We start from the raw sequence: 18,916 nt of genomic DNA on the forward strand, positions 1-18,916 counted from the left end.
GGAACGTTTATGGTTTCAGTTAACGATTTTAAAACAGGACTCACCATTGAAACAGACGGCGATATCTGGACAGTGGTCGAATTCCAGCACGTAAAGCCTGGAAAAGGGGCAGCATTTGTCCGCTCCAAACTCCGCAGTCTGCGTACGGGTAACATTCAGGAAAAAACATTCCGAGCTGGTGAAAAAGTAAATAATGCCCATATCGAACGCCGGAAAATGCAGTATTTGTATGCGAGCGGTGATGTGCATACATTTATGGACATGGAGACGTTTGACCAAATGGAATTGACGAGCGACCAGCTGAAGTATGAATTAAACTTTCTGAAAGAAAACATGGAAGTGTCCATCACCAGTTACGGGACAGAAACACTTGGTGTGGAAGTGCCTAACACGGTAGAGCTTGAAGTCAAAGAAACAGACCCAAGTATTAAAGGTAACACTCAGTCCGGAGGATCCAAGCCGGCAGTGGTGGAGACCGGCTATCGTCTGCAGGTCCCTATTTTCATCGAAGAAGGCGAACGGATCGTCGTCGATACAAGGACCGGCGCATACGCTTCCCGTGCCTAAAATAAACGGCCTGCCATAGGGGAGGCCGTTTTTTCTTGAACAAATAGACGCAGGCGGCTTCGGACCGGTGAAATTGCAGAATCACCGTGATATAATGGAATGGAATTTTGAGCGGTAATACGGAAAGAGAGGCTATTATATGGAATGGAATGATTTAACGGAAGGCGCAAAAGCGGTACTCGAACAGACCCGCAATATGAAAAGTGACCAAATACAGATCGTGGAATTTGAAATAGGGTTTGAGCACCAGTACGGAGAACCCGGCCATGAATATACGGTATCGATTCAGGAAGAAGATTACCAAAGCATTAAACAGTTTGCTGAAGAAAACGAGTACGGAGAAAAGTATCATATGGCCCGGAATAAGGATATTGTCAAATTGATTCTGCTTGAAAAAGGAAAAATCCCTGATAATCTTTCTGAATATCCTGTATTCCGCCAATATAAATACGAATACGTACAAAAGCAGAAAGAAGCGGAAGAAAAAGAAAGAGCAGAAGCAGAGGCGGAGCAGGACGAATAAAATCATGCTGCATAGAAAGCGGGGAGCGCTGTGAGCGAATACACGCTGCTTACGATAGGTGAAGAAAAAGAAAGCCTGGGAAATATTGAGATCGCCCGGGACGTGATTGAAGTAGTGGCAAGCATTGCCGCGCTCGAAGTCGAAGGGGTATACGACCTGCAGGGCAGCATCGCAGATGATGTAGCCGAGCGTCTCGGTCGGAAATCATACGGCAAAGGTGTGAAGATAGACTTGACCGAAAACGGTGCGGTGGTAACGATCAGTATGCTGATTCATTACGGAAGCTCTGTGCCCGTCACGGCTAAGCAGGTACAGGAAAACATACAGCAGACCGTACGGGGGATGACAGATATTCACATCGATGCGGTGAACGTACACATTATCGGCCTGCAGTTCCCTGAAGCAGAGCAGCCGTTACAGGAACAGGAAAAATGAACAGGGGGGCTCTCCCGCAACCGTTTTTCGGGGCAGCCGTCCTTCTTTCATTTACGAATACGGCTCCGGGTACATAGGAGAAAAGGAGAACACGAAATGAATCGACGTTTAGCCAGGCTTCGGTCCGTACAAGCACTGTACCAGATGGATATTACAGATGTTGATGCGGACCAGGCAATAAAAAATTCCATGCTCGAGGATGAAGAAGCAGATGAATTTCTGATTTCTGCGGTGCATGGCGTATGGGAACACCTAGTAGAAATTGATGAACGGCTCGTAGATCAGCTTGAACACTGGACTCTTGAACGGGTTGGAAATGTGGACCGGGCTATTTTAAGAGAGTGCGTTCATGAGATGTTATATGTGCCTGATATTCCGCTGCATGTCAGCGTCAATGAAGCCATTGAACTGGCCAAGGCATTCGGTGGTGTAGAGGCAGGGAAATTTGTCAACGGCGTGTTGTCGAATATTTTAAGCGATTGTGAGCGGGAAGGGAGAGAGAGCGAATGAGTGCCCAGCTGATCAGCGGCAAAGAAGTAGCAGCTTCATTGCGTGAGGAAATCAAGCAGGAGATCGCCTCCTGGAATAACGGAGAGCAAATACCGGGACTTGCCGTGGTTTTAGTAGGAGATAATCCGGCTTCGAGATCGTACGTCAAAGGAAAGCAGAAGGCATCTAAAGAAGTCGGTATCCATTCAGAATTAAAAGAACTGCCGGAATCGGTTACTGAAGAAGAACTTTTACAGATTGTAAAAGATTATAACGACAATGAAGATATCCACGGAATTTTGGTGCAGCTGCCGCTGCCGGATCACATTTCGGATAAAAAAGTGATTGAAACCATTTCGCCTGATAAAGATGTAGATGGCTTTCATCCCATCAACATCGGCCGGATGATGACCGGTCAGGAGGCGTTTCTCCCTTGTACTCCGTATGGCATTATTAAAATGCTTGAATACACCGGGGTTTCAATTGAAGGCAAACATGCTGTCGTTCTCGGACGAAGCAATATCGTCGGCAAACCGATGGGTCAGCTGCTTTTAAATAAAAATGCTACGGTTACCCACTGCCACTCACGCACGAAAGACCTGGCGTCGTACATGCAGTCGGCAGATATTTTGATCGCGGCCATAGGCCGGCAGGAATTCGTAAAAGGGAAAAATGTTAAACCGGGAGCTGTTGTGATAGACGTCGGGATGAACCGCAAGGATGACGGTAAGCTGTGCGGAGACGTTGATTTTGAAGAAGTGAGCGAGAAAGCCTCGTACCTCACGCCGGTACCGGGAGGCGTCGGTCCGATGACGATTACGATGCTCCTGTACAACACACTGCAATCTGCTAAACGTTTTCACCGGCAGGAGGCATGAGGGCATGCAGTCACCTGCAGATAAATGGCTCTCCGTTTCCCAGCTGACGGGTGCGATCAAGCGTTCTATCGAACAGAACCCGGGGCTTCAGAAAGTATGGCTGCGCGGAGAAATCTCGAACTTTAAAAAGCACAGCAGAGGGCACATGTATTTCACCCTGAAAGACGAGCAGGCGAGAATATCGGCGGTTATGTTTGCCGGAAAAAACAAAAACCTGTCTTTTATTCCGGAAAACGGCATGAAGGTTCTCGTAACAGGCAGCGTCTCTGTGTATGAGCCTTTTGGGCAGTACCAGATGTATGTGAACGCGATGGAGCCTGATGGTATCGGACAGCTGTACGTGCGCTTTGAACAGCTGAAAAAACAACTGGAGGCAGAAGGGCTGTTTGCACCAGAGCATAAGCGTGCGCTCCCGCCTATTCCAAGGCATATTGTCGTAATTACTTCGCCTACCGGTGCGGCCATACGGGACATTGTATCCACCCTGAAGCGGCGTTTTCCCCCGGTGAAAATCACATTGTTCCCTGTGCTGGTGCAGGGGGAACAAGCACCGGGATCGGTCACCCGGGCTCTTGAGAGAGTCGAAAAAATGACCAGCGCAGATGTAGTCATCGTTGGACGCGGAGGCGGCTCTATCGAAGACCTGTGGGCGTTTAACGAAGAAGTGGTGGCACGCGCCATCCGGAACGTAAGCGTGCCGGTGATTTCCGCGGTGGGACACGAAACAGATGTTACGATTGCCGACTTTACTGCGGATGTGCGGGCAGCGACGCCGACAGCGGCTGCTGAGATAGCTGTCCCGATGATCAGCGAACTCGAGGAAAAAGTCCGGCAGCTGCAGAATCGCCTGCACCGGCAGATGAACTATAAAATACAGGAGCAGCGCACCCGGCTTGCTAAGCTACGTCGTTCGTATGCATTTAAATATCCGGCCCGCCTGTTTGAACAAAAAGAACAGGATCTTGACCGATTGATGGAACGGCTTGAAAAGCAGGCGCTGCAGACGGTGAAAACAAGCAGGCAGAAGCTTGAAGAAACAGAAAAGCGGCTTATGCGCCAGCACCCCGAGCGCTTAATCGAACTTGAAAGCGAACGGATGTACGAGAAGCGGGCTCGGCTGCAAAAAGCGATGAATCAGCAGGTGGAGCGGAAAAAAGCCACTTTTGCAAAATCGCTGCAGGCGCTTGAACTGCTGAATCCGCTGGCTATTCTACAGCGCGGCTACAATGTTGCTTACGACGAAAATGATAAGGTGCTGTCTTCGATTGCCCAGGCAGACGAAGGAAGCAGCCTGCGAATGTATATGACGGATGGGTATCTGCAATGTGAAGTTAAAGAAAAAGGGGAAGATGGCTTTGAAGCACTTTCCCGTCCGGAAAAGGAGCGGTAATCTTGGCAGAACAAGAACAAACTTTTGAACAGGCGATGGAAAAGCTCGAGCAGATCGTAGAACGGCTCGAGGAAGGCGAAGTGCCTCTGGAAAAAGCGATCACGATGTATCAGGAGGGCATGACGCTTTCCAACACGTGCCATGAAAAGCTGCAGAAGGTTGAAAAACAGATGGACGAAATTGTGGATGAGAACGGAGAGGTAACACCGCTTGAAAACGAGGAACCGGGCGAATGAGTGGAGACCTCCAGCATTTTTTCGATACATACCGGCCGTCTGTCGACCGAGCTCTGACTGACCGGGTTCATGCATTAAAAACGCCGGAAACGCTGAAAGAAGCGATGCTTTATTCTCTCGAAGCAGGAGGGAAACGCGTGCGTCCGCTGCTTTCGCTGGCTGTGCTGCAATGCTACCGCCCGGTGGAAGAAGAGGACCTTCCGGCCGCGTCTGCCGTGGAGCTGATTCATACGTATTCGCTCGTTCACGATGATCTGCCGTCGATGGACGATGATGACTGGCGCCGGGGACAGCCGACGAATCATAAAAAATTCGGGGAAGCCGCTGCCATTTTAGCGGGGGATGCTCTGCAGACGACAGCCTTTTCCTGGATTGTAGAATCGGCACGGCCGACTTCTGCCGCTGCCAGGCTGCAGCTGGTGCAGGAGCTGGCTGAGGCCTCCGGAAGCGAAGGCATGGTCGGCGGTCAGATGGCTGACCTCGAAGGGGAGAAGCAGTCTCTCACCCTGGAGGAGCTCGAATACATTCATCATCATAAAACGGGAGATCTGCTGACCTACGCAGTAGTTTCCGGATCGCTGATAGCAGAAGCTGCAGACGAAGATGTGGAAAACTGGCGTGCGTTTGGCCGTGAACTCGGTCTCGTTTTTCAAATTAAAGATGACATTCTGGATGTTGAAGGATCCCTCGAGGAAATGGGAAAGTCCTCCGGAAGCGATGAAACGAAAGAAAAAAGCACGTATCCAAAGCTTTTGACGCTTGAAGGGGCAAAAGAGAAACTTGCCCATCATATTGAACAGGCAGAAAAGCTGCTCGGGCGCATGGCAGTAGATACCTCCCTTTTAACGGCCTTTCTACAATATGTTGGCCAGCGCAATCACTAAAGCAGAACGAATTAGTTTTCAGAACAGACAAACCATGCTAAAATAATTTTGAAAAGTTGAATGGTGCAGTATCCTAGTCGGTTCTCCATTTTCGAAGGCGGGCCTAAAAATCCGCTGAAGGGCACATCGATGAAGTTCCTGGCGTCGGCTTGCGGCGCCCAGCCCTGGGTCGGTGCTGGGAGTTAAGGCGTAAGGGCGATCCACAATGGCATGTGGGCGCGAACCCTTTCGCCGTGGAGGCTGTGGTAATGCATCCGGGTCATCCTGGAAGACGGATACCGTCCCGGATGCATGCCGCGGTAAGACCTGTTGCAAAGGCCAAGGGAAGGCCTTTCAACAGCGTAGCCTGCCTTGAGTGGAACAGTGGGGAAGTTGTTCAATTGGTATCATACCGGTCGGCCAACTGTTATGGGACCCAACAACTGAAACTTGTTCTGCAAAAGAGGATAAGAAAGTGGCACGGAACTGCCGGGGAAAACTCCTAGGCTGTTTGACGCACGTCCGGAGTGGATTGCAGTGTGGTCTAAGTGGTAATTCAGTCGAACTGCCGGTGACGGCGTTCATCAGGCATTAAAGGGTAACCACCGATTCGGCGACGAATTGGCTGTCTGATGGGAAATCCTACTGGACCTAAGCCACAAGGTTTACGCTCCGGGCGACCATTCAACTTTATACATAAGTAGTTGAAGAAGCGCTGGCAGGCGCTTTTTTCTTTTACGTGAATGGTTGACGTTAAAGCAGGGGAAAAGCTTAAATATGTGTTATTTAGGGTATAAACAATCAGGCCATAGCATAAAATGATATTAAAAGAACAAGATGTACGTTATGATAAAAACAAAGAATTTGGTGATAAGTGAACATGAATAGTTTATGGAAGAAATCGCTCCGGTGGAGTACGTTGATAGGATTTGTTACTTTAGTACTCGCTGCTATCTTCTCGGTAGTCTCGACAGCGGTGCTCTCGGGAGTGGGCTGGGCGATCGGCATGGTAGTCGTGCTGATTATCGTATTTATCGGTGTGATCTTTGACGTGATCGGGGTCGCTGCTACAGCGGCAAAGCCGAGACCTTTTAATGCAATGGCTGCTAAAAAGGTTCCCGGTGCCTCCCATAGTGTATTTATTCAGCGAAATGCCGACCGGGTGGCAAACTTCTGCGCCGATGTAATCGGTGACATTAGCGGGGTTGTAAGCGGTACAGCAAGCTCGGCAGTTGTCGTACAGCTTGGCATGACAATAGGTACAAACAACAGCTCCAACGGCCAGCTGATTCTGAGCACTATATTTACAGCTATCGTGGCAGCGCTCACAGTCAGCGGGAAAGCACTTGGAAAAACATTTGCGATTAAGTATGCAAACAATATTGTTTTTCAGGTCGGAAGAATCTTGTATTTTATTGAAAATAAGTTAAAAATTAAGCTGATTCCAAAGAAAAGAAGATGGAAATCATCAACAGAAAAACATAGCAGGTAGGGGGATTTAAATGAACCTGGAAACTATCCAAGACCCTGGATTCATGAAGCAGTACAACGATAAAGAATTAAAAGCACTGGGTGAAGATATACGAGCTTTCCTCATTGAAAAATTATCCGTTACCGGCGGCCATCTCGGTCCCAATCTCGGAGTAGTGGAATTAACGCTCACCCTGCATCAGCTTTACAATACGCCAAAAGACAAACTCATCTGGGACGTCGGGCACCAGTCCTACGTGCACAAAATTTTAACTGGACGTGCTGATCGATTTGATTCGCTGCGCCAGTACCAGGGGCTTTGCGGCTTTCCTAAACGCTCAGAAAGTGAACATGATGTGTGGGAGACCGGCCACAGCTCGACATCGCTTTCTGCAGCAGAAGGAATGGCGCTTGCGAATCAGCTGAAGGGTGAAGATGCCAAAGTAGCAGCTATTATTGGTGATGGAGCCCTTACTGGCGGTATGGCTCTCGAAGCACTTAACCATATCGGACATGAACAGACGGACGTTACTATTATTCTGAACGACAATGAGATGTCGATTTCTCCAAACGTAGGGGCACTCCACAGCATGCTTGGCCGTATTCGGACAGCCGGTACTTACCGCAGAACGAAAGAAGACGTGGATCATATGCTGCGCAGAATTCCTGCGTTCGGGTCGAAGCTTGCTTCCTACGCCGACCGGATGAAAGACAGCATGAAGCAGATGGTTCTGTCCGGCATGTTTTTTGAGGAGCTTGGATTTACGTATCTCGGTCCAGTGGATGGTCATGATCTCGATGACCTGCACGCTAATATTAAATATGCCAGAGACACTAACGGACCGGTGATTGTGCATGTTCTCTCCAAAAAAGGCAAAGGCTACACACCGGCGGAGGAGGATGCCAAAGGGACCTGGCACGGTCTTGGGCCATATAAGATTGAATCCGGTGAAGTAATTAAAAAACCGGCAGCCGCGCCTGCCTACAGTGCCGTGTTCAGCAATACCCTGCAAAAAATAGCAGAACAGGATCCGCGTCTGGTCGCCATAACAGCGGCTATGGCCGGCGGTACAAAGCTTGACACGTTTGCGGACAAATTTCCGGATCGCATGTTTGACGTAGGCATCGCTGAACAGCACGCTACGACGATGTCAGGAGCGCTTGCCACGCAGGGAATGAAGCCGGTGTTCGGCGTGTACTCCACGTTTTTGCAGCGGGGCTATGACCAGCTTGTGCATGACGTCTGCCGTCAAAATTTGAATGTGCTCTTTGGCATCGACCGTGCAGGCTTGGTCGGCGCTGACGGAGAGACGCACCAGGGCGTGTTTGACATTGCATATCTGCGGCACCTGCCAAATATGAAAATATTGATGCCGAAGGATGAAAATGAACTGCAGCATATGCTGTATTCGGCTTTCCATAATGACGATGGTCCAACAGCCGTCCGCTACCCACGCGGTAACGGGCTCGGAGTGGAAATGGACGAAGAATTTCAAATGATTCCTTACGGCAAATGGGAGGTCGTGCGTGAAGGGACGGACTGTACGATCCTCTCGTTTGGAACAATGCTTCCAATCGTAGAGGAGGCAGCTGCCGTTTTAAGCGGACAGGGCACTAGTGTACGTATCGTTAACGCCCGTTCAGCCAAGCCGCTTGACGACGAAATGCTTGAAGAATTAGCTGAAGAAGGCAAACCGGTTTTGACAGTGGAAGAAGCAGCATTGAAGGGCAGCTTCGGAAGCGCTGTGCTTGAATATATGGCCGACCATGAGCATGACTCGCTTCCAATCCGCCGGATGGGCATTGCCGACTACTATGTAGAACATGGCAGTGTGCCGGAGCTTTATGAAGAACTGGGCCTCACTCCAGAGAAAGTAGCGGAAAAAGTGACGGCAATGACCAGTAAAGAAAGAACAAATATCCGCGGATGAATAAAGAACGCATTGATACGCTGGTAGTGCAGAAGGGGCTGTTTGATTCCCGGGAAAAAGCCAAACGGGCAATTATGGCAGGCCTTGTACTGGCAGATGATGAAGTAGTGGACAAGCCCGGCGCAAAAATCAGTGATGAGGCAGCTTTACGCCTGAAGGGGAAGCAGATGCCCTACGTCAGTCGGGGCGGATTAAAACTGGAAAAAGCTATTCAATCGTTTCAGCTGGATCTGCAGGATGCTGTGGTGCTCGATGTCGGAGCTTCTACCGGGGGGTTCACCGACTGTGCGCTGCAAAACGGAGCTTCTATGGTATATGCGCTGGATGTCGGCTACAATCAGCTCGCCTGGAAGCTGCGTCAGGACCCCCGGGTAGAGGTGATGGAGAGGGTTAATTTCAGATACCTCGATAAAAGTCAGCTGACGCGGGGGATTCCTGTACTGCTGATCGCTGACGTATCCTTTATTTCACTGGAAAAGCTTTTCCCTGTTATGCCGCAGGTGCTGGCCTCAGGTGCCGGCTTTTGCGTACTCATCAAGCCGCAGTTTGAAGCGGGACGGGAAAAGGTTGGCAGAAAAGGCATCGTCCGGGACCCTTCGGTGCACAGGGAAGTACTGAAAAAAACAGTTCAGTCAGCCGAAAGCTTTGGCTTAGTGCCGGAAGCGCTCGATTTTTCACCGATTACCGGGGGAGACGGCAATATCGAATACCTGCTGTATGGTTCGGTATTAAGCGATAAGCCGTCGCGTCCCGGTGAGGAGCGAATAGCAGAGGTAGTCCGGGACGCACATGAATCATTTAAGAAAAAACTGGAATCTTCGTAAACGCCGATCCTCTTCGGCGTTTTTTTGTTTAACCCATGGCTTTGAAAGAATTTTTAAATCATGGCATGCTATTTACTCATAAACTTGTATAATTATAATGAAATAGTTATGATAAAAGTAGTTTTGCACAGGAGGTTTCGGGATGAATAAGGGTCAAAGACACATAAAAATCAGGGAATTGATTTCAAATACAGACATAGAAACGCAGGATGATTTAGTAGCGAGGCTTCGGGGAGACGGCTACAATGTGACTCAGGCGACGGTGTCGCGGGATATTAAAGAGCTTCACCTTGTGAAGGTGCCGATGATTGACGGCAGATACAAATACAGTCTGCCTGCCGATCAACGCTTCAATCCTATGCAGAAATTAAAACGGGCACTCGTGGACAGCTTTGTAGGCATTGATCATTCGGAGAATTTAATTGTCATGAAAACACTGCCGGGCAACGCCAATGCTGTAGGTGCACTCATTGATAATCTGGACTGGGAAAATATTATGGGAACCATTTGCGGGGATGACACGATTCTCATTATATGTAAGCAGAAGGAAAATTCACCTGAGATTGTAAACCGATTTTTAGAAATGCTTTAACGCTAATTGGAAATGGGGTACAGAAATGCTTGAAGAAATTTCCATCAAGAATTTTGCCATTATCGAGGAGTTAACCGTTTCATTTGAAAATGGATTAACAGTATTAAGCGGTGAAACGGGTGCCGGAAAATCCATTATCATTGATGCGATCGGCCTGCTTATCGGTGGAAGGGGATCGGCTGAATATGTACGCCACGGAGAAAAACGGGCAGAAATGGAAGGGCTGTTCCGCCTGGAGGACAACCACCCCGCAGTTGAGAAATTAGAGGCCGCAGGCATTGATATTGAAGATGATATGGTCGTTTTGCGCCGGGATATTACTCATCAGGGCAAGAGCATCTGCCGTATCAACGGTAAATTGGTGACGCTTGCTGTATTGAGGGAGACCGGGCACAGCCTCGTGGATATCCATGGTCAGCATGAACATCAGGACCTGATGCATGCTGAACGTCATCAGCAGATGCTGGACCGGTTCGGGAAAACCGAGCTTGAAGAAGCGCTTGAAGACTATCAAACACGCTACTACCGTTTTGGACAACTGCAGTCCAAGTTAAAGCAGCTGAAGGAAAGTGACCAGGAAACAGCAAACCGGCTAGATTTCATTCAATACCAGCTTCAGGAAATTGAGGCCGCCGGCCTGCAGCCGGGGGAAGATGAAGATCTGGAAAAGGAGCGTCACATTCTGGCCAACAGCGAAAAGCTGTTCGAGGCAATCCGTGGAGCCTATGATCATCTGTACGGTGAAGGCAAGGCCCTCGACTGGGCGGGCATGGCCGTATCGAGCGTGGAAGAAGCTGCAGAAATCGATACAGATCTCGGAGAGCTTTCCGAATCAATCAGTTCGGCTTATTACATGATGGAAGAGGCAACGTTTACGCTTCGGGACAAAGCTGATTCCATGGCTTTTGATCCTGAGAGGTTAAACGAAGTGGAAAACCGGCTCGATGAGTTGAATAAGCTGAAAAGAAAATACGGAGATTCCGTTGAAGAAATTTTAGTATATGCTTCTAAAATCGAAGAGGAAATCGATTCACTCGCCAATAAAGAAGAGCGAATCGCCGAATATGAGCAGGCTCTTTCCCAGGCAGCGGAAGAGCTGATTGCCGAAGCAAAAACATTAACCGATCTTCGCCGCCAGGCGGGTCTTTCGCTTGCCGACAGCGTGCAGCAGGAGCTTCAGGCGCTGTACATGGAGAAGGCTACAATGGAAGTGCAGATTTCACCTCTCAACCGCGGGAAAACCTATCAGACGTCTGAGGGGGAGACGTGGGTATTTAATGAAAAGGGAGCGGACAAGATTGAGTTCCTTATTTCAGCCAATGCGGGTGAGCCATTAAAGCCGCTCGCAAAAGTAGCTTCCGGCGGGGAGATTTCCAGGATTATGCTGGCTTTGAAAACGATTCTTTCCGGCTTCCAGCACGTTACTTCCCTGATTTTTGACGAGGTTGATACGGGTGTGAGCGGCCGGGTTGCCCAGGCGATTGCGGAAAAAATCCATTTGGTTTCCAGAGGATCCCAGGTACTTTGCATAACCCATCTGCCACAGGTAGCTGCAATGGCAGACAGCCATTTGTATATTCAAAAAGAAGAAAAAGAAGAAAGAGTCCAAACGATCGTTACACCGTTAACGGCAGATTATAAAATCGATGAAATCGCCCGGATGATTTCGGGAGTCGAAGTGACGGCTCTGACAAGAGAAAATGCAACTGAGCTGCTGGAAATGGCCGAGAAAGCCAAAAGCAATGTGTAGCTCCAATAGAATATGTCCACCTGAAAAAGACAACTGCTGAAGTTGTCTTTTTCTATGCGACACGCTATGGTAAAATAATGTCGAAAGGAAAATGGAATGTGGCAGAAGCCTGCGGCAAAAGGAGTGGAAAGAAATGATACGGGTCGTAGTGGCCGACGATAACAAAGAACTCGTCGAAGTATTAATTGAACATATAGAAGAACAGGAAGACATGGAAATAGCAGGCACGGCCCATAACGGGGAAGAGGCGCTCGAGGTAGTGGAACAAAAACGACCGGAGGTCTTACTCCTTGATATCATAATGCCGCATCGGGACGGGCTTTCTGTATTAACGGCACTGAAAAATAAACATACTGTTAACACGAAAGTTATTATGTTAACTGCTTTCGGTCAGGAGGATGTAACAAAAAAAGCGGTGGAGCTCGGTGCTGCCTACTATGTTTTAAAGCCATTTGATATGGAGGCACTGATGGCAAATATTCGGGATGTGCACAGAGCAGGCCTGAATTCCCAGGTGCTGACTGAAGACATGCCGGAAAAAGCTGGGGGTCGTCAGTCGGTGGAAGAGCGTATTAAAGATATTATTCAATATGTTGGTATTCCCTCCCATATTAAAGGCTATGTATATATGCAGGAAGCAGTGAAACTTGTGGTGGATGATATGCAGATGATTAACGCAGTCACCAAGCAGCTGTATCCTGAAATTGCGCGGAAATTTCAGACGACGCCAAGCCGGGTCGAACGGGCGTTACGACATTCCATTGTTGTAGCCTGGGACCGTGGCCATACGCAGGCGATCTCCGATCTGTTCGGCTGGAGCCAGGACGGAGCTTTGCCCTATAAGCCTTCAAACAGTGAATTTATCGCAGTAGTAGCCGATCGGCTGCGCACGGAGCAGATATAAATTTGAATTTACAAAAAAAGGAGAACGAAAAATGGAATTGTTTGAACGTATGGAGCTGCACGATTATGAGCAGGTAGTGGTCTGCCAGGATCGTAATTCAGGATTAAAAGCAATTATTGCGATACATGATACGACACTCGGCCCTGCTCTGGGTGGCACAAGAATGTGGACGTATGAGAACGAAGAAGCAGCGTTTGAGGACGTGCTGCGTCTCGCCAAAGGGATGACATACAAAAATGCAGCAGCCGGACTGAATCTTGGCGGGGGAAAAGCTGTGATTATAGGAGATGCCCGCACAGATAAGAATGAAGAGATGTTTCGTGCATTCGGTCGTTATATTGAAGGACTTGCCGGCCGCTACATTACGGCAGAGGATGTTGGTACGACAGAGCATGATATGGATATTATCCATGAAGAAACAAATTTTGTGACCGGTATTTCACTGTCTTCTGCTTCCGGATCGAGTGGGAATCCTTCACCGGTCACCGCGCGGGGCGTGTATCAGGGCATGAAAGCAGCGGCGAAGGAAGCCTTCGATACCGACAGCCTTGCCGGCAGAACGATTGCAGTTCAGGGCGTAGGGCACGTATCGTTTGAAATGTGTAGATTTCTTCATGAAGAAGGAGCCTCATTAATTGTAACGGATATCCGGGACGCTTCAGTGGAGCGTGCTGTTCACACCTACGGAGCACAAGCGGTGGCGCCGGAAGAAATTTACGATGTTCCGTGCGATATTTTCAGCCCGTGTGCGCTGGGAGGCGGATTGAACGAACGCACCATCCCTCGTCTGCAGGCAAAAGTTGTAGCCGGAGCAGCGAACAATCAGCTGCAGACGGAAGAGGACGGCATCCGTTTAGAGGATCGTGGCATCGTTTATGCCCCGGATTACATTATCAATGCAGGGGGCGTAATTAACATCGCCGACGAGCTCTACGGGTACGACCGCGAGAGAGCCCTGAAAAAAGTCGACGGTATTTACGATAATATTGTTCGTGTATTTGAAATTGCGGGGCGTGACAGCATCCCATCGTTTCAGGCCGCCAACCGGATGGCCGAAGAGCGCATTGAATCCATCAAGCGTTCAAGGAAACAGTTTCTACCCCATTCGCGGCATATTTTAACGAACCGGTAAAGCAGCCTGAGCGCTGCTTTATTTATTTTAGCACCGGGATCTGTTTTACGGCTGAGCAAAGGGATGTGCTATAATAATCTCCAAATGCCAAAACTTCTCTTTACCAGATCTATTTTCGTGCTATGATGAAACGGAAAAATCCATTAAAATAAAGTAGAGATAAATGAATAAAATCCTGGGTGAAAGCCCGCAGGAGGAATTTTTATGGCTAAAGAATATGACCTGGTCATATTAGGAGCTGGTACCGGCGGATATGTGGCCGCTGTGCATGCAGCAAAAAGAGGATTATCGACGGCGGTGGTAGAAGCCCGGGATATCGGCGGCACCTGCCTGCACCGTGGATGCATCCCAAGTAAATCGTATTTAAAAAGCGCAGAGGTATATAAAATGGTGCAGGAAAGCCTGGACTACGGCATAGAAGCAGACAACGTGGGGCTGCAGTTCGGAAAGGTACGCGAAAAAAAGAATCAGACGGTACAACAATTACATAAAGGAGTCCAGCATCTGCTCTCAAGACACCAGGTGGATGTATATTACGGACACGGGCGCATCCTCGGGGCTTCCATATTTTCTCCAACGGCAAGCACCATTTCAGTGGAGACAGAAACCGAAGGAGAAAATATCATGCTGCAGCCCAAACAGATTATGCTCGCCACAGGCTCCAGTCCGGCGACTGTGCCAGGACTCGATATTGATGGCGAATACATTTTGTCCTCTGAGGAATTGCTCGAAGCAGAAAAGCTTCCTTCGTCGATCGTTATTGTTGGAGGAGGAGTTATTGGCGTGGAATGGGCTTCAATGCTTCAGGATTTTGGTGTAGAGGTACAGATGGTGGAGCTCGGCGATCGCCTGCTTCCGATGATGGACGAAGCCGTGTCAAAAGAGGCGGAAAAACGCCTGAAGAAAAAAGGGGTCCGTATTTATACAAATACACAGCTCGACTCTTCTTCACTTACGAAAAACGGAGAAATAGCGGTCCGTACAGTGGCCGGAGAAGCACTGGCGGCTGAGAAGATGCTCGTCGCTGTCGGAAGAAACGGCAACACGGGAGATCTGGGGCTCCACAACACAGAAGTCGAAGTCCGGAACAGCTTCATCGAGACGTCCGGCATGTACCAGACGAAGGAATCGCATATGTACGCTATCGGCGACGTTATCGGCGGCATGCAGCTCGCCCACGTGGCCTCACGTGAAGGCATCATTGCTGTAGAGCATATGCTTGGAAATCACCCCGAGCCTCTTAACTATAAGCACGTTCCTTCCTGTGTCTACTCGGATCCTGAAATGGCTTCCGTGGGCTGGACAGAGCGCGAGGCCAAAGACGTCGGCCTGGATATTAAAACAAGCACCGTGCCTTTTCAGGCGATAGGCAAGGCACTAATAGAAAGTGATCCGGAAGGATTTATGAAAATGATTGTAGATAAAGACACTGAAGACGTGCTCGGCGTTCATATTGTTGGAAAAAAAGCGACCGAATTGATCAACGAAGGAGCGCTCGCAGTCTATATGAATGCCTCGCATCTTGAAATACAGGGAGCCGTGCACGCGCATCCGACATTGGCAGAAATTTACGCTGAAGGTGCCCTGGCTGTAGACGGAAAAGCTATTCACCACGGGTGAAATAAAGAGGAGGAACAAAAATGATTCAAGAATACAGTACTCACCGGGAAGTAGGCTTAAGCGACGAAGAAGCGCTCACAATGTATGAAATTATGCTGCAGGCGAGACGTCTTGATGAACGGATGTGGCTGCTGAACCGTGCTGGCAAAATTTCTTTTGTTGTCTCCTGCCAGGGCCAGGAAGCGGCGCAGGCGGCTGCAGCTATGGCACTTGACCGCGATAAGGACTACCTGCTGCCGTATTACCGGGATTTTGGTCTCGTTATGGCATTTGGAATGACCGCAAAGGACTTAATGCTGGCAGCTTTTGCTAAACAGGGAGATCCCAACTCTGAATCCAGACAGATGCCGGGACACTTTGGCCAGCGGAAAAACCGTATTGTGACCCAGTCCTCTCCGGTAACCACTCAGATTCCCCATGCTGCCGGGTTCGGACTGGCAGCTAAAATGAAAAACAAGGATTTTGTTACGATGGTCACGTTTGGCGAAGGCTCCTCCAACCAGGGAGATTTTCATGAAGGCATGAACTTTGCCGGCGTTCATGATCTTCCGGTCGTGTTTTTCTGTGAAAACAATAAATACGCAATTAGCGTGCCACTCAGTAAACAGCTCGCCTGCGAGCATGTTGCTGACCGCGCAAAGGGCTACGGAATGCCGGGAGTAACCGTGGAGGGCACGCGGCCGTTTGAGGTGTATAAGGCGATGAAAGAAGCAGTGGACCGTGCGCGGGACGGTAAAGGCCCGAGCCTTGTGGAAGCGCTCGTGGCAAGACTTACGCCTCACTCAAGCGATGATAACGACAAGCTGTACCGTAGTGTCGAAGAAATGGATGAGGAAAAGCAGACCGATGCGGTTGTAGCTTTTGCGGATTACCTGCGGACCGAAGGGATACTTACCGAAGAAAAAGAGCAGGCAATGGAGCAGCGGATCCACGAGGAAGTGGATGCCGCAACGGATGCCGCTGAAGCAGCAGAATACCCGGCTGTTGAGACGCTTGGGCAGTATGTTTACGAGGAAGAAGGGGACTAATATGGCAGTCATGTCTTATATTCAGGCAATCAATACAGCGATGAAAGAAGAAATGGCGCGTGATGAAAATGTGTTCGTACTGGGCGAGGATGTCGGTCTGAAGGGCGGGGTGTTCCGTGCGACTGAAGAACTGCACAGCACCTACGGAGACCAGCGCGTCATTGACACTCCGCTCTCCGAATCAGCGATCGCAGGAGTGGGCATAGGAGCTGCGATGTACGGCCTCCGCCCGGTAGCGGAAATGCAGTTTGCGGACTTTATTATGCCGGCAGTCAACCAGATTGTATCTGAAGCGGCGAAAATCCGGTACCGCTCCAACAATGACTGGTACTGCCCGATTACGATCCGAGCACCTTTTGGCGGCGGTGTGCACGGTGCCCTGTATCATTCCCAGTCAGTGGAGGCACTGTTTGCCAATACGCCGGGGCTGAAAGTCGTGATTCCGTCCACGCCTTATGACGCGAAGGGACTGCTGAAGGCATCGATCCGGGATAACGACCCGGTGCTGTTTTTTGAGCATAAGCGTGCGTACCGGATGCTTAAAGACGAGGTACCGGAAGAAGACTACACGGTACCAATCGGAAAAGCGGCGGTCAAACGGGAAGGCACGGATATCACCGTTATTACATACGGACTGTGTGTGCATCTGGCCAATCAGGCAGCCGACACACTTGCTGCAGAAGGCATTGATGTGCATCTGGTAGATCTGAGAACCGTCTATCCAGTCGACCGGGAAGCGGTCAAAGAGGCAGCAGCGAAAACAGGAAAGGTGCTGCTTGTCACCGAGGATAATCTCGAAGGAAGCATCATGAGTGAAGTGTCGGCCATCATTTCCGAACACAATTTGTTTGATCTCGATGCCCCGGTTCGGAGACTGGCTGCCCCCGATGTGCCGGCCATGCCTTACGCTCCGACACTTGAAAAGGAATTTTTAATGAACACGGATAAAATCACGAAAGCGATACGAGATTTGGCGGAATTTTAGGAGGGTATCAAGGATGCGCAAAGAAGTAACAATGCCGCAGCTCGGGGAAAGTGTCACCGAAGGCACGCTATCCCAGTGGCTTGTAAAACCGGGCGATAAAGTAAAAAAATATGACCCCATCGCAGAAGTGCTGTCGGATAAAGTGAGTGCAGAGATCCCGAGCTCTTATACAGGCGAAATCAGCGAGCTCGTCGCTGAAGAAAACGAAACAGTGGCTGTAGGCACGCTCATATGCTATGTGGAAACAGAAGAAGCACAGCCGGCCGCGGCGGAGGAAGCTGAGAAGCCTTCTGCAAAAACGGAACAAACGGCCCCGGCACAACAAACAGCCGGGGAGGAAGAGAAGTCAATGAAAAAAAGGTATTCGCCGGTGGTATGGCGGCTCGCCCAGGAGAACGGTCTGGATCTTGAAGAGATTGAGGGCTCTGGCAGACAGGGACGCATTACGAAAAAAGATGTTGAAAAAGCGATCAGGGAAGGAGCAGAAAAAACCAAACAGGAAGAAGCTGCACCTTCGCCATTTCCCATCTATTCAACAAAGCCTTCTGAAAATCAGGAGGAGCGTGAAGGCGACACGATTATTCCGGTAACCGGAGCAAGGAAAGCAATTGCTGACAACATGGTGAAAAGCAAGCAGGAAATCCCCCACGCCTGGACGATGATTGAAGTAGACGTGACGGATTTAGTTGCATACCGGAACAGCGTGAAGGATGAGTTTAAACAAAAAGAAGGCTTTTCGCTGACGTATCTGCCGTTTTTCATGAAGGCTGTGTCCGAATCCCTTCAGCTGTTTCCGAGTCTTAATTCCACCTGGGACGGTGATCGGATTATTCAGCGCAAGGAAGTGAATCTGTCGATGGCTGTGGCCAGTGAGGAAGCTCTTTATGTCCCGGTCATCAAACGGGCAGACGAAAAAAATATCCGTGGTCTCGCCCGGGATATGCAGTCTCTTGCCACTAAAGTCCGCCAGGGGACCATTAAGGCAGAAGAAATGAGAAGCGGAACGTTCACGGTGAACAACACTGGTTCATTCGGTTCGGTGCAGTCCATGCCGATTATTAATCACCCGCAGGCAGCCATTCTTTCTGTGGAATCGATCGTAAAACGACCGGTCGTCATGCAGGGGGATATGATAGCGATACGCTATATGGTTAACCTGTGTCTTTCCCTGGATCACCGGATTTTGGACGGCCTGCTGTGCGGACGGTTTTTAGCTGATTTAAAGCAGCGGCTTGAAAATTATAAAGGCAATGAAAACATTTAAAAGAGGCTTCCCGTGGGAGCTCTCTTTTTTTGGCA

At 49.5% G+C, this 18,916-nt stretch carries 19 protein-coding genes; all 19 read left to right on the forward strand.

All coding sequences use genetic code 11. The annotated features are described in order from the left end of the window. Positions 1–9: 9 nt before the first annotated feature. Complete coding sequence (gene efp, locus Q9M42_RS07245; protein WP_322525821.1) at positions 10–567, forward strand: elongation factor P; 558 nt, start codon at positions 10–12, stop codon at positions 565–567. Positions 568–706: 139 nt separating this feature from the next. Next, positions 707–1,090 (forward strand): hypothetical protein, encoded by a 384-nt coding sequence (locus tag Q9M42_RS07250; protein ID WP_322525822.1) that lies wholly within the window; start codon positions 707–709, stop codon positions 1,088–1,090. Between the two features lie 30 nt (positions 1,091–1,120). Further along, a complete protein-coding gene (locus Q9M42_RS07255) occupies positions 1,121–1,525 on the forward strand; it encodes an Asp23/Gls24 family envelope stress response protein (protein ID WP_322525823.1) in 405 nt (134 codons plus the stop codon). Positions 1,526–1,621: 96 nt separating this feature from the next. Beyond that, positions 1,622–2,035: a transcription antitermination factor NusB gene (nusB, locus tag Q9M42_RS07260; protein WP_022793584.1), complete on the forward strand. Its 414-nt coding sequence runs from the start codon at positions 1,622–1,624 to the stop codon at positions 2,033–2,035. Continuing rightward, positions 2,032–2,892 (forward strand): bifunctional methylenetetrahydrofolate dehydrogenase/methenyltetrahydrofolate cyclohydrolase FolD, encoded by an 861-nt coding sequence (gene folD, locus Q9M42_RS07265; protein ID WP_322525824.1) that lies wholly within the window; start codon positions 2,032–2,034, stop codon positions 2,890–2,892. Before nusB ends, folD begins: the two co-directional genes overlap by 4 nt. A gap of 4 nt (positions 2,893–2,896) precedes the next feature. Next, positions 2,897–4,282: an exodeoxyribonuclease VII large subunit gene (xseA, locus tag Q9M42_RS07270; RefSeq protein ID WP_322525825.1), complete on the forward strand. Its 1,386-nt coding sequence runs from the start codon at positions 2,897–2,899 to the stop codon at positions 4,280–4,282. Further along, on the forward strand, positions 4,282–4,518 hold the full coding sequence (gene xseB, locus Q9M42_RS07275; RefSeq protein ID WP_322525944.1) for an exodeoxyribonuclease VII small subunit: 237 nt from the start codon (positions 4,282–4,284) through the stop codon (positions 4,516–4,518). Before xseA ends, xseB begins: the two co-directional genes overlap by 1 nt. Further along, the gene (locus Q9M42_RS07280) at positions 4,515–5,402 is read left to right on the forward strand and encodes a polyprenyl synthetase family protein (RefSeq protein WP_322525826.1); all 888 of its coding nucleotides are present in this window, start codon (positions 4,515–4,517) and stop codon (positions 5,400–5,402) included. The genes xseB and Q9M42_RS07280 overlap by 4 nt, the downstream gene beginning before the upstream one ends. Positions 5,403–6,261: 859 nt before the next feature. Next, positions 6,262–6,873, forward strand: a complete 612-nt coding sequence (locus tag Q9M42_RS07285) for a hypothetical protein (protein WP_322525827.1) — start codon at positions 6,262–6,264, stop codon at positions 6,871–6,873. A 10-nt stretch (positions 6,874–6,883) separates the two neighbouring features. Then, positions 6,884–8,782 carry a 1-deoxy-D-xylulose-5-phosphate synthase gene (dxs, locus tag Q9M42_RS07290; RefSeq protein ID WP_322525828.1) on the forward strand — a complete coding sequence of 633 codons (1,899 nt, stop codon included), beginning with the start codon at positions 6,884–6,886 and terminating at the stop codon, positions 8,780–8,782. Further along, positions 8,779–9,606 carry a TlyA family RNA methyltransferase gene (locus Q9M42_RS07295; protein ID WP_322525829.1) on the forward strand — a complete coding sequence of 276 codons (828 nt, stop codon included), beginning with the start codon at positions 8,779–8,781 and terminating at the stop codon, positions 9,604–9,606. Before dxs ends, Q9M42_RS07295 begins: the two co-directional genes overlap by 4 nt. A 142-nt stretch (positions 9,607–9,748) precedes the next feature. After that, positions 9,749–10,198 carry a transcriptional regulator AhrC/ArgR gene (gene ahrC / locus Q9M42_RS07300; RefSeq protein WP_079476774.1) on the forward strand — a complete coding sequence of 150 codons (450 nt, stop codon included), beginning with the start codon at positions 9,749–9,751 and terminating at the stop codon, positions 10,196–10,198. 25 nt (positions 10,199–10,223) lie between these two features. Then, the gene (gene recN, locus Q9M42_RS07305) at positions 10,224–11,948 is read left to right on the forward strand and encodes a DNA repair protein RecN (RefSeq protein WP_322525830.1); all 1,725 of its coding nucleotides are present in this window, start codon (positions 10,224–10,226) and stop codon (positions 11,946–11,948) included. A 133-nt stretch (positions 11,949–12,081) separates the two neighbouring features. Further along, positions 12,082–12,852, forward strand: a complete 771-nt coding sequence (gene spo0A, locus Q9M42_RS07310; RefSeq protein WP_322525831.1) for a sporulation transcription factor Spo0A — start codon at positions 12,082–12,084, stop codon at positions 12,850–12,852. Positions 12,853–12,883: 31 nt separating this feature from the next. After that, positions 12,884–13,984 carry a Leu/Phe/Val dehydrogenase gene (locus tag Q9M42_RS07315; protein ID WP_322525832.1) on the forward strand — a complete coding sequence of 367 codons (1,101 nt, stop codon included), beginning with the start codon at positions 12,884–12,886 and terminating at the stop codon, positions 13,982–13,984. Positions 13,985–14,188: 204 nt separating this feature from the next. Continuing rightward, positions 14,189–15,604 (forward strand): dihydrolipoyl dehydrogenase, encoded by a 1,416-nt coding sequence (gene lpdA / locus Q9M42_RS07320; protein WP_322525833.1) that lies wholly within the window; start codon positions 14,189–14,191, stop codon positions 15,602–15,604. A gap of 20 nt (positions 15,605–15,624) precedes the next feature. Further along, positions 15,625–16,632, forward strand: coding sequence for a thiamine pyrophosphate-dependent dehydrogenase E1 component subunit alpha (locus tag Q9M42_RS07325; protein ID WP_322525834.1), 1,008 nt, complete (start codon positions 15,625–15,627; stop codon positions 16,630–16,632). Position 16,633: 1 nt separating this feature from the next. Next, complete coding sequence (locus Q9M42_RS07330; protein WP_322525835.1) at positions 16,634–17,617, forward strand: alpha-ketoacid dehydrogenase subunit beta; 984 nt, start codon at positions 16,634–16,636, stop codon at positions 17,615–17,617. Positions 17,618–17,630: 13 nt separating this feature from the next. After that, a complete protein-coding gene (locus Q9M42_RS07335; RefSeq protein WP_322525836.1) occupies positions 17,631–18,881 on the forward strand; it encodes a dihydrolipoamide acetyltransferase family protein in 1,251 nt (416 codons plus the stop codon). The last annotated feature ends 35 nt before the right edge of the window (positions 18,882–18,916 follow it).

Origin of the sequence: Marinococcus luteus, from assembly GCF_034497705.1 — a bacterium.
Lineage (GTDB): Bacteria > Bacillota > Bacilli > Bacillales > Marinococcaceae > Marinococcus > Marinococcus luteus_A.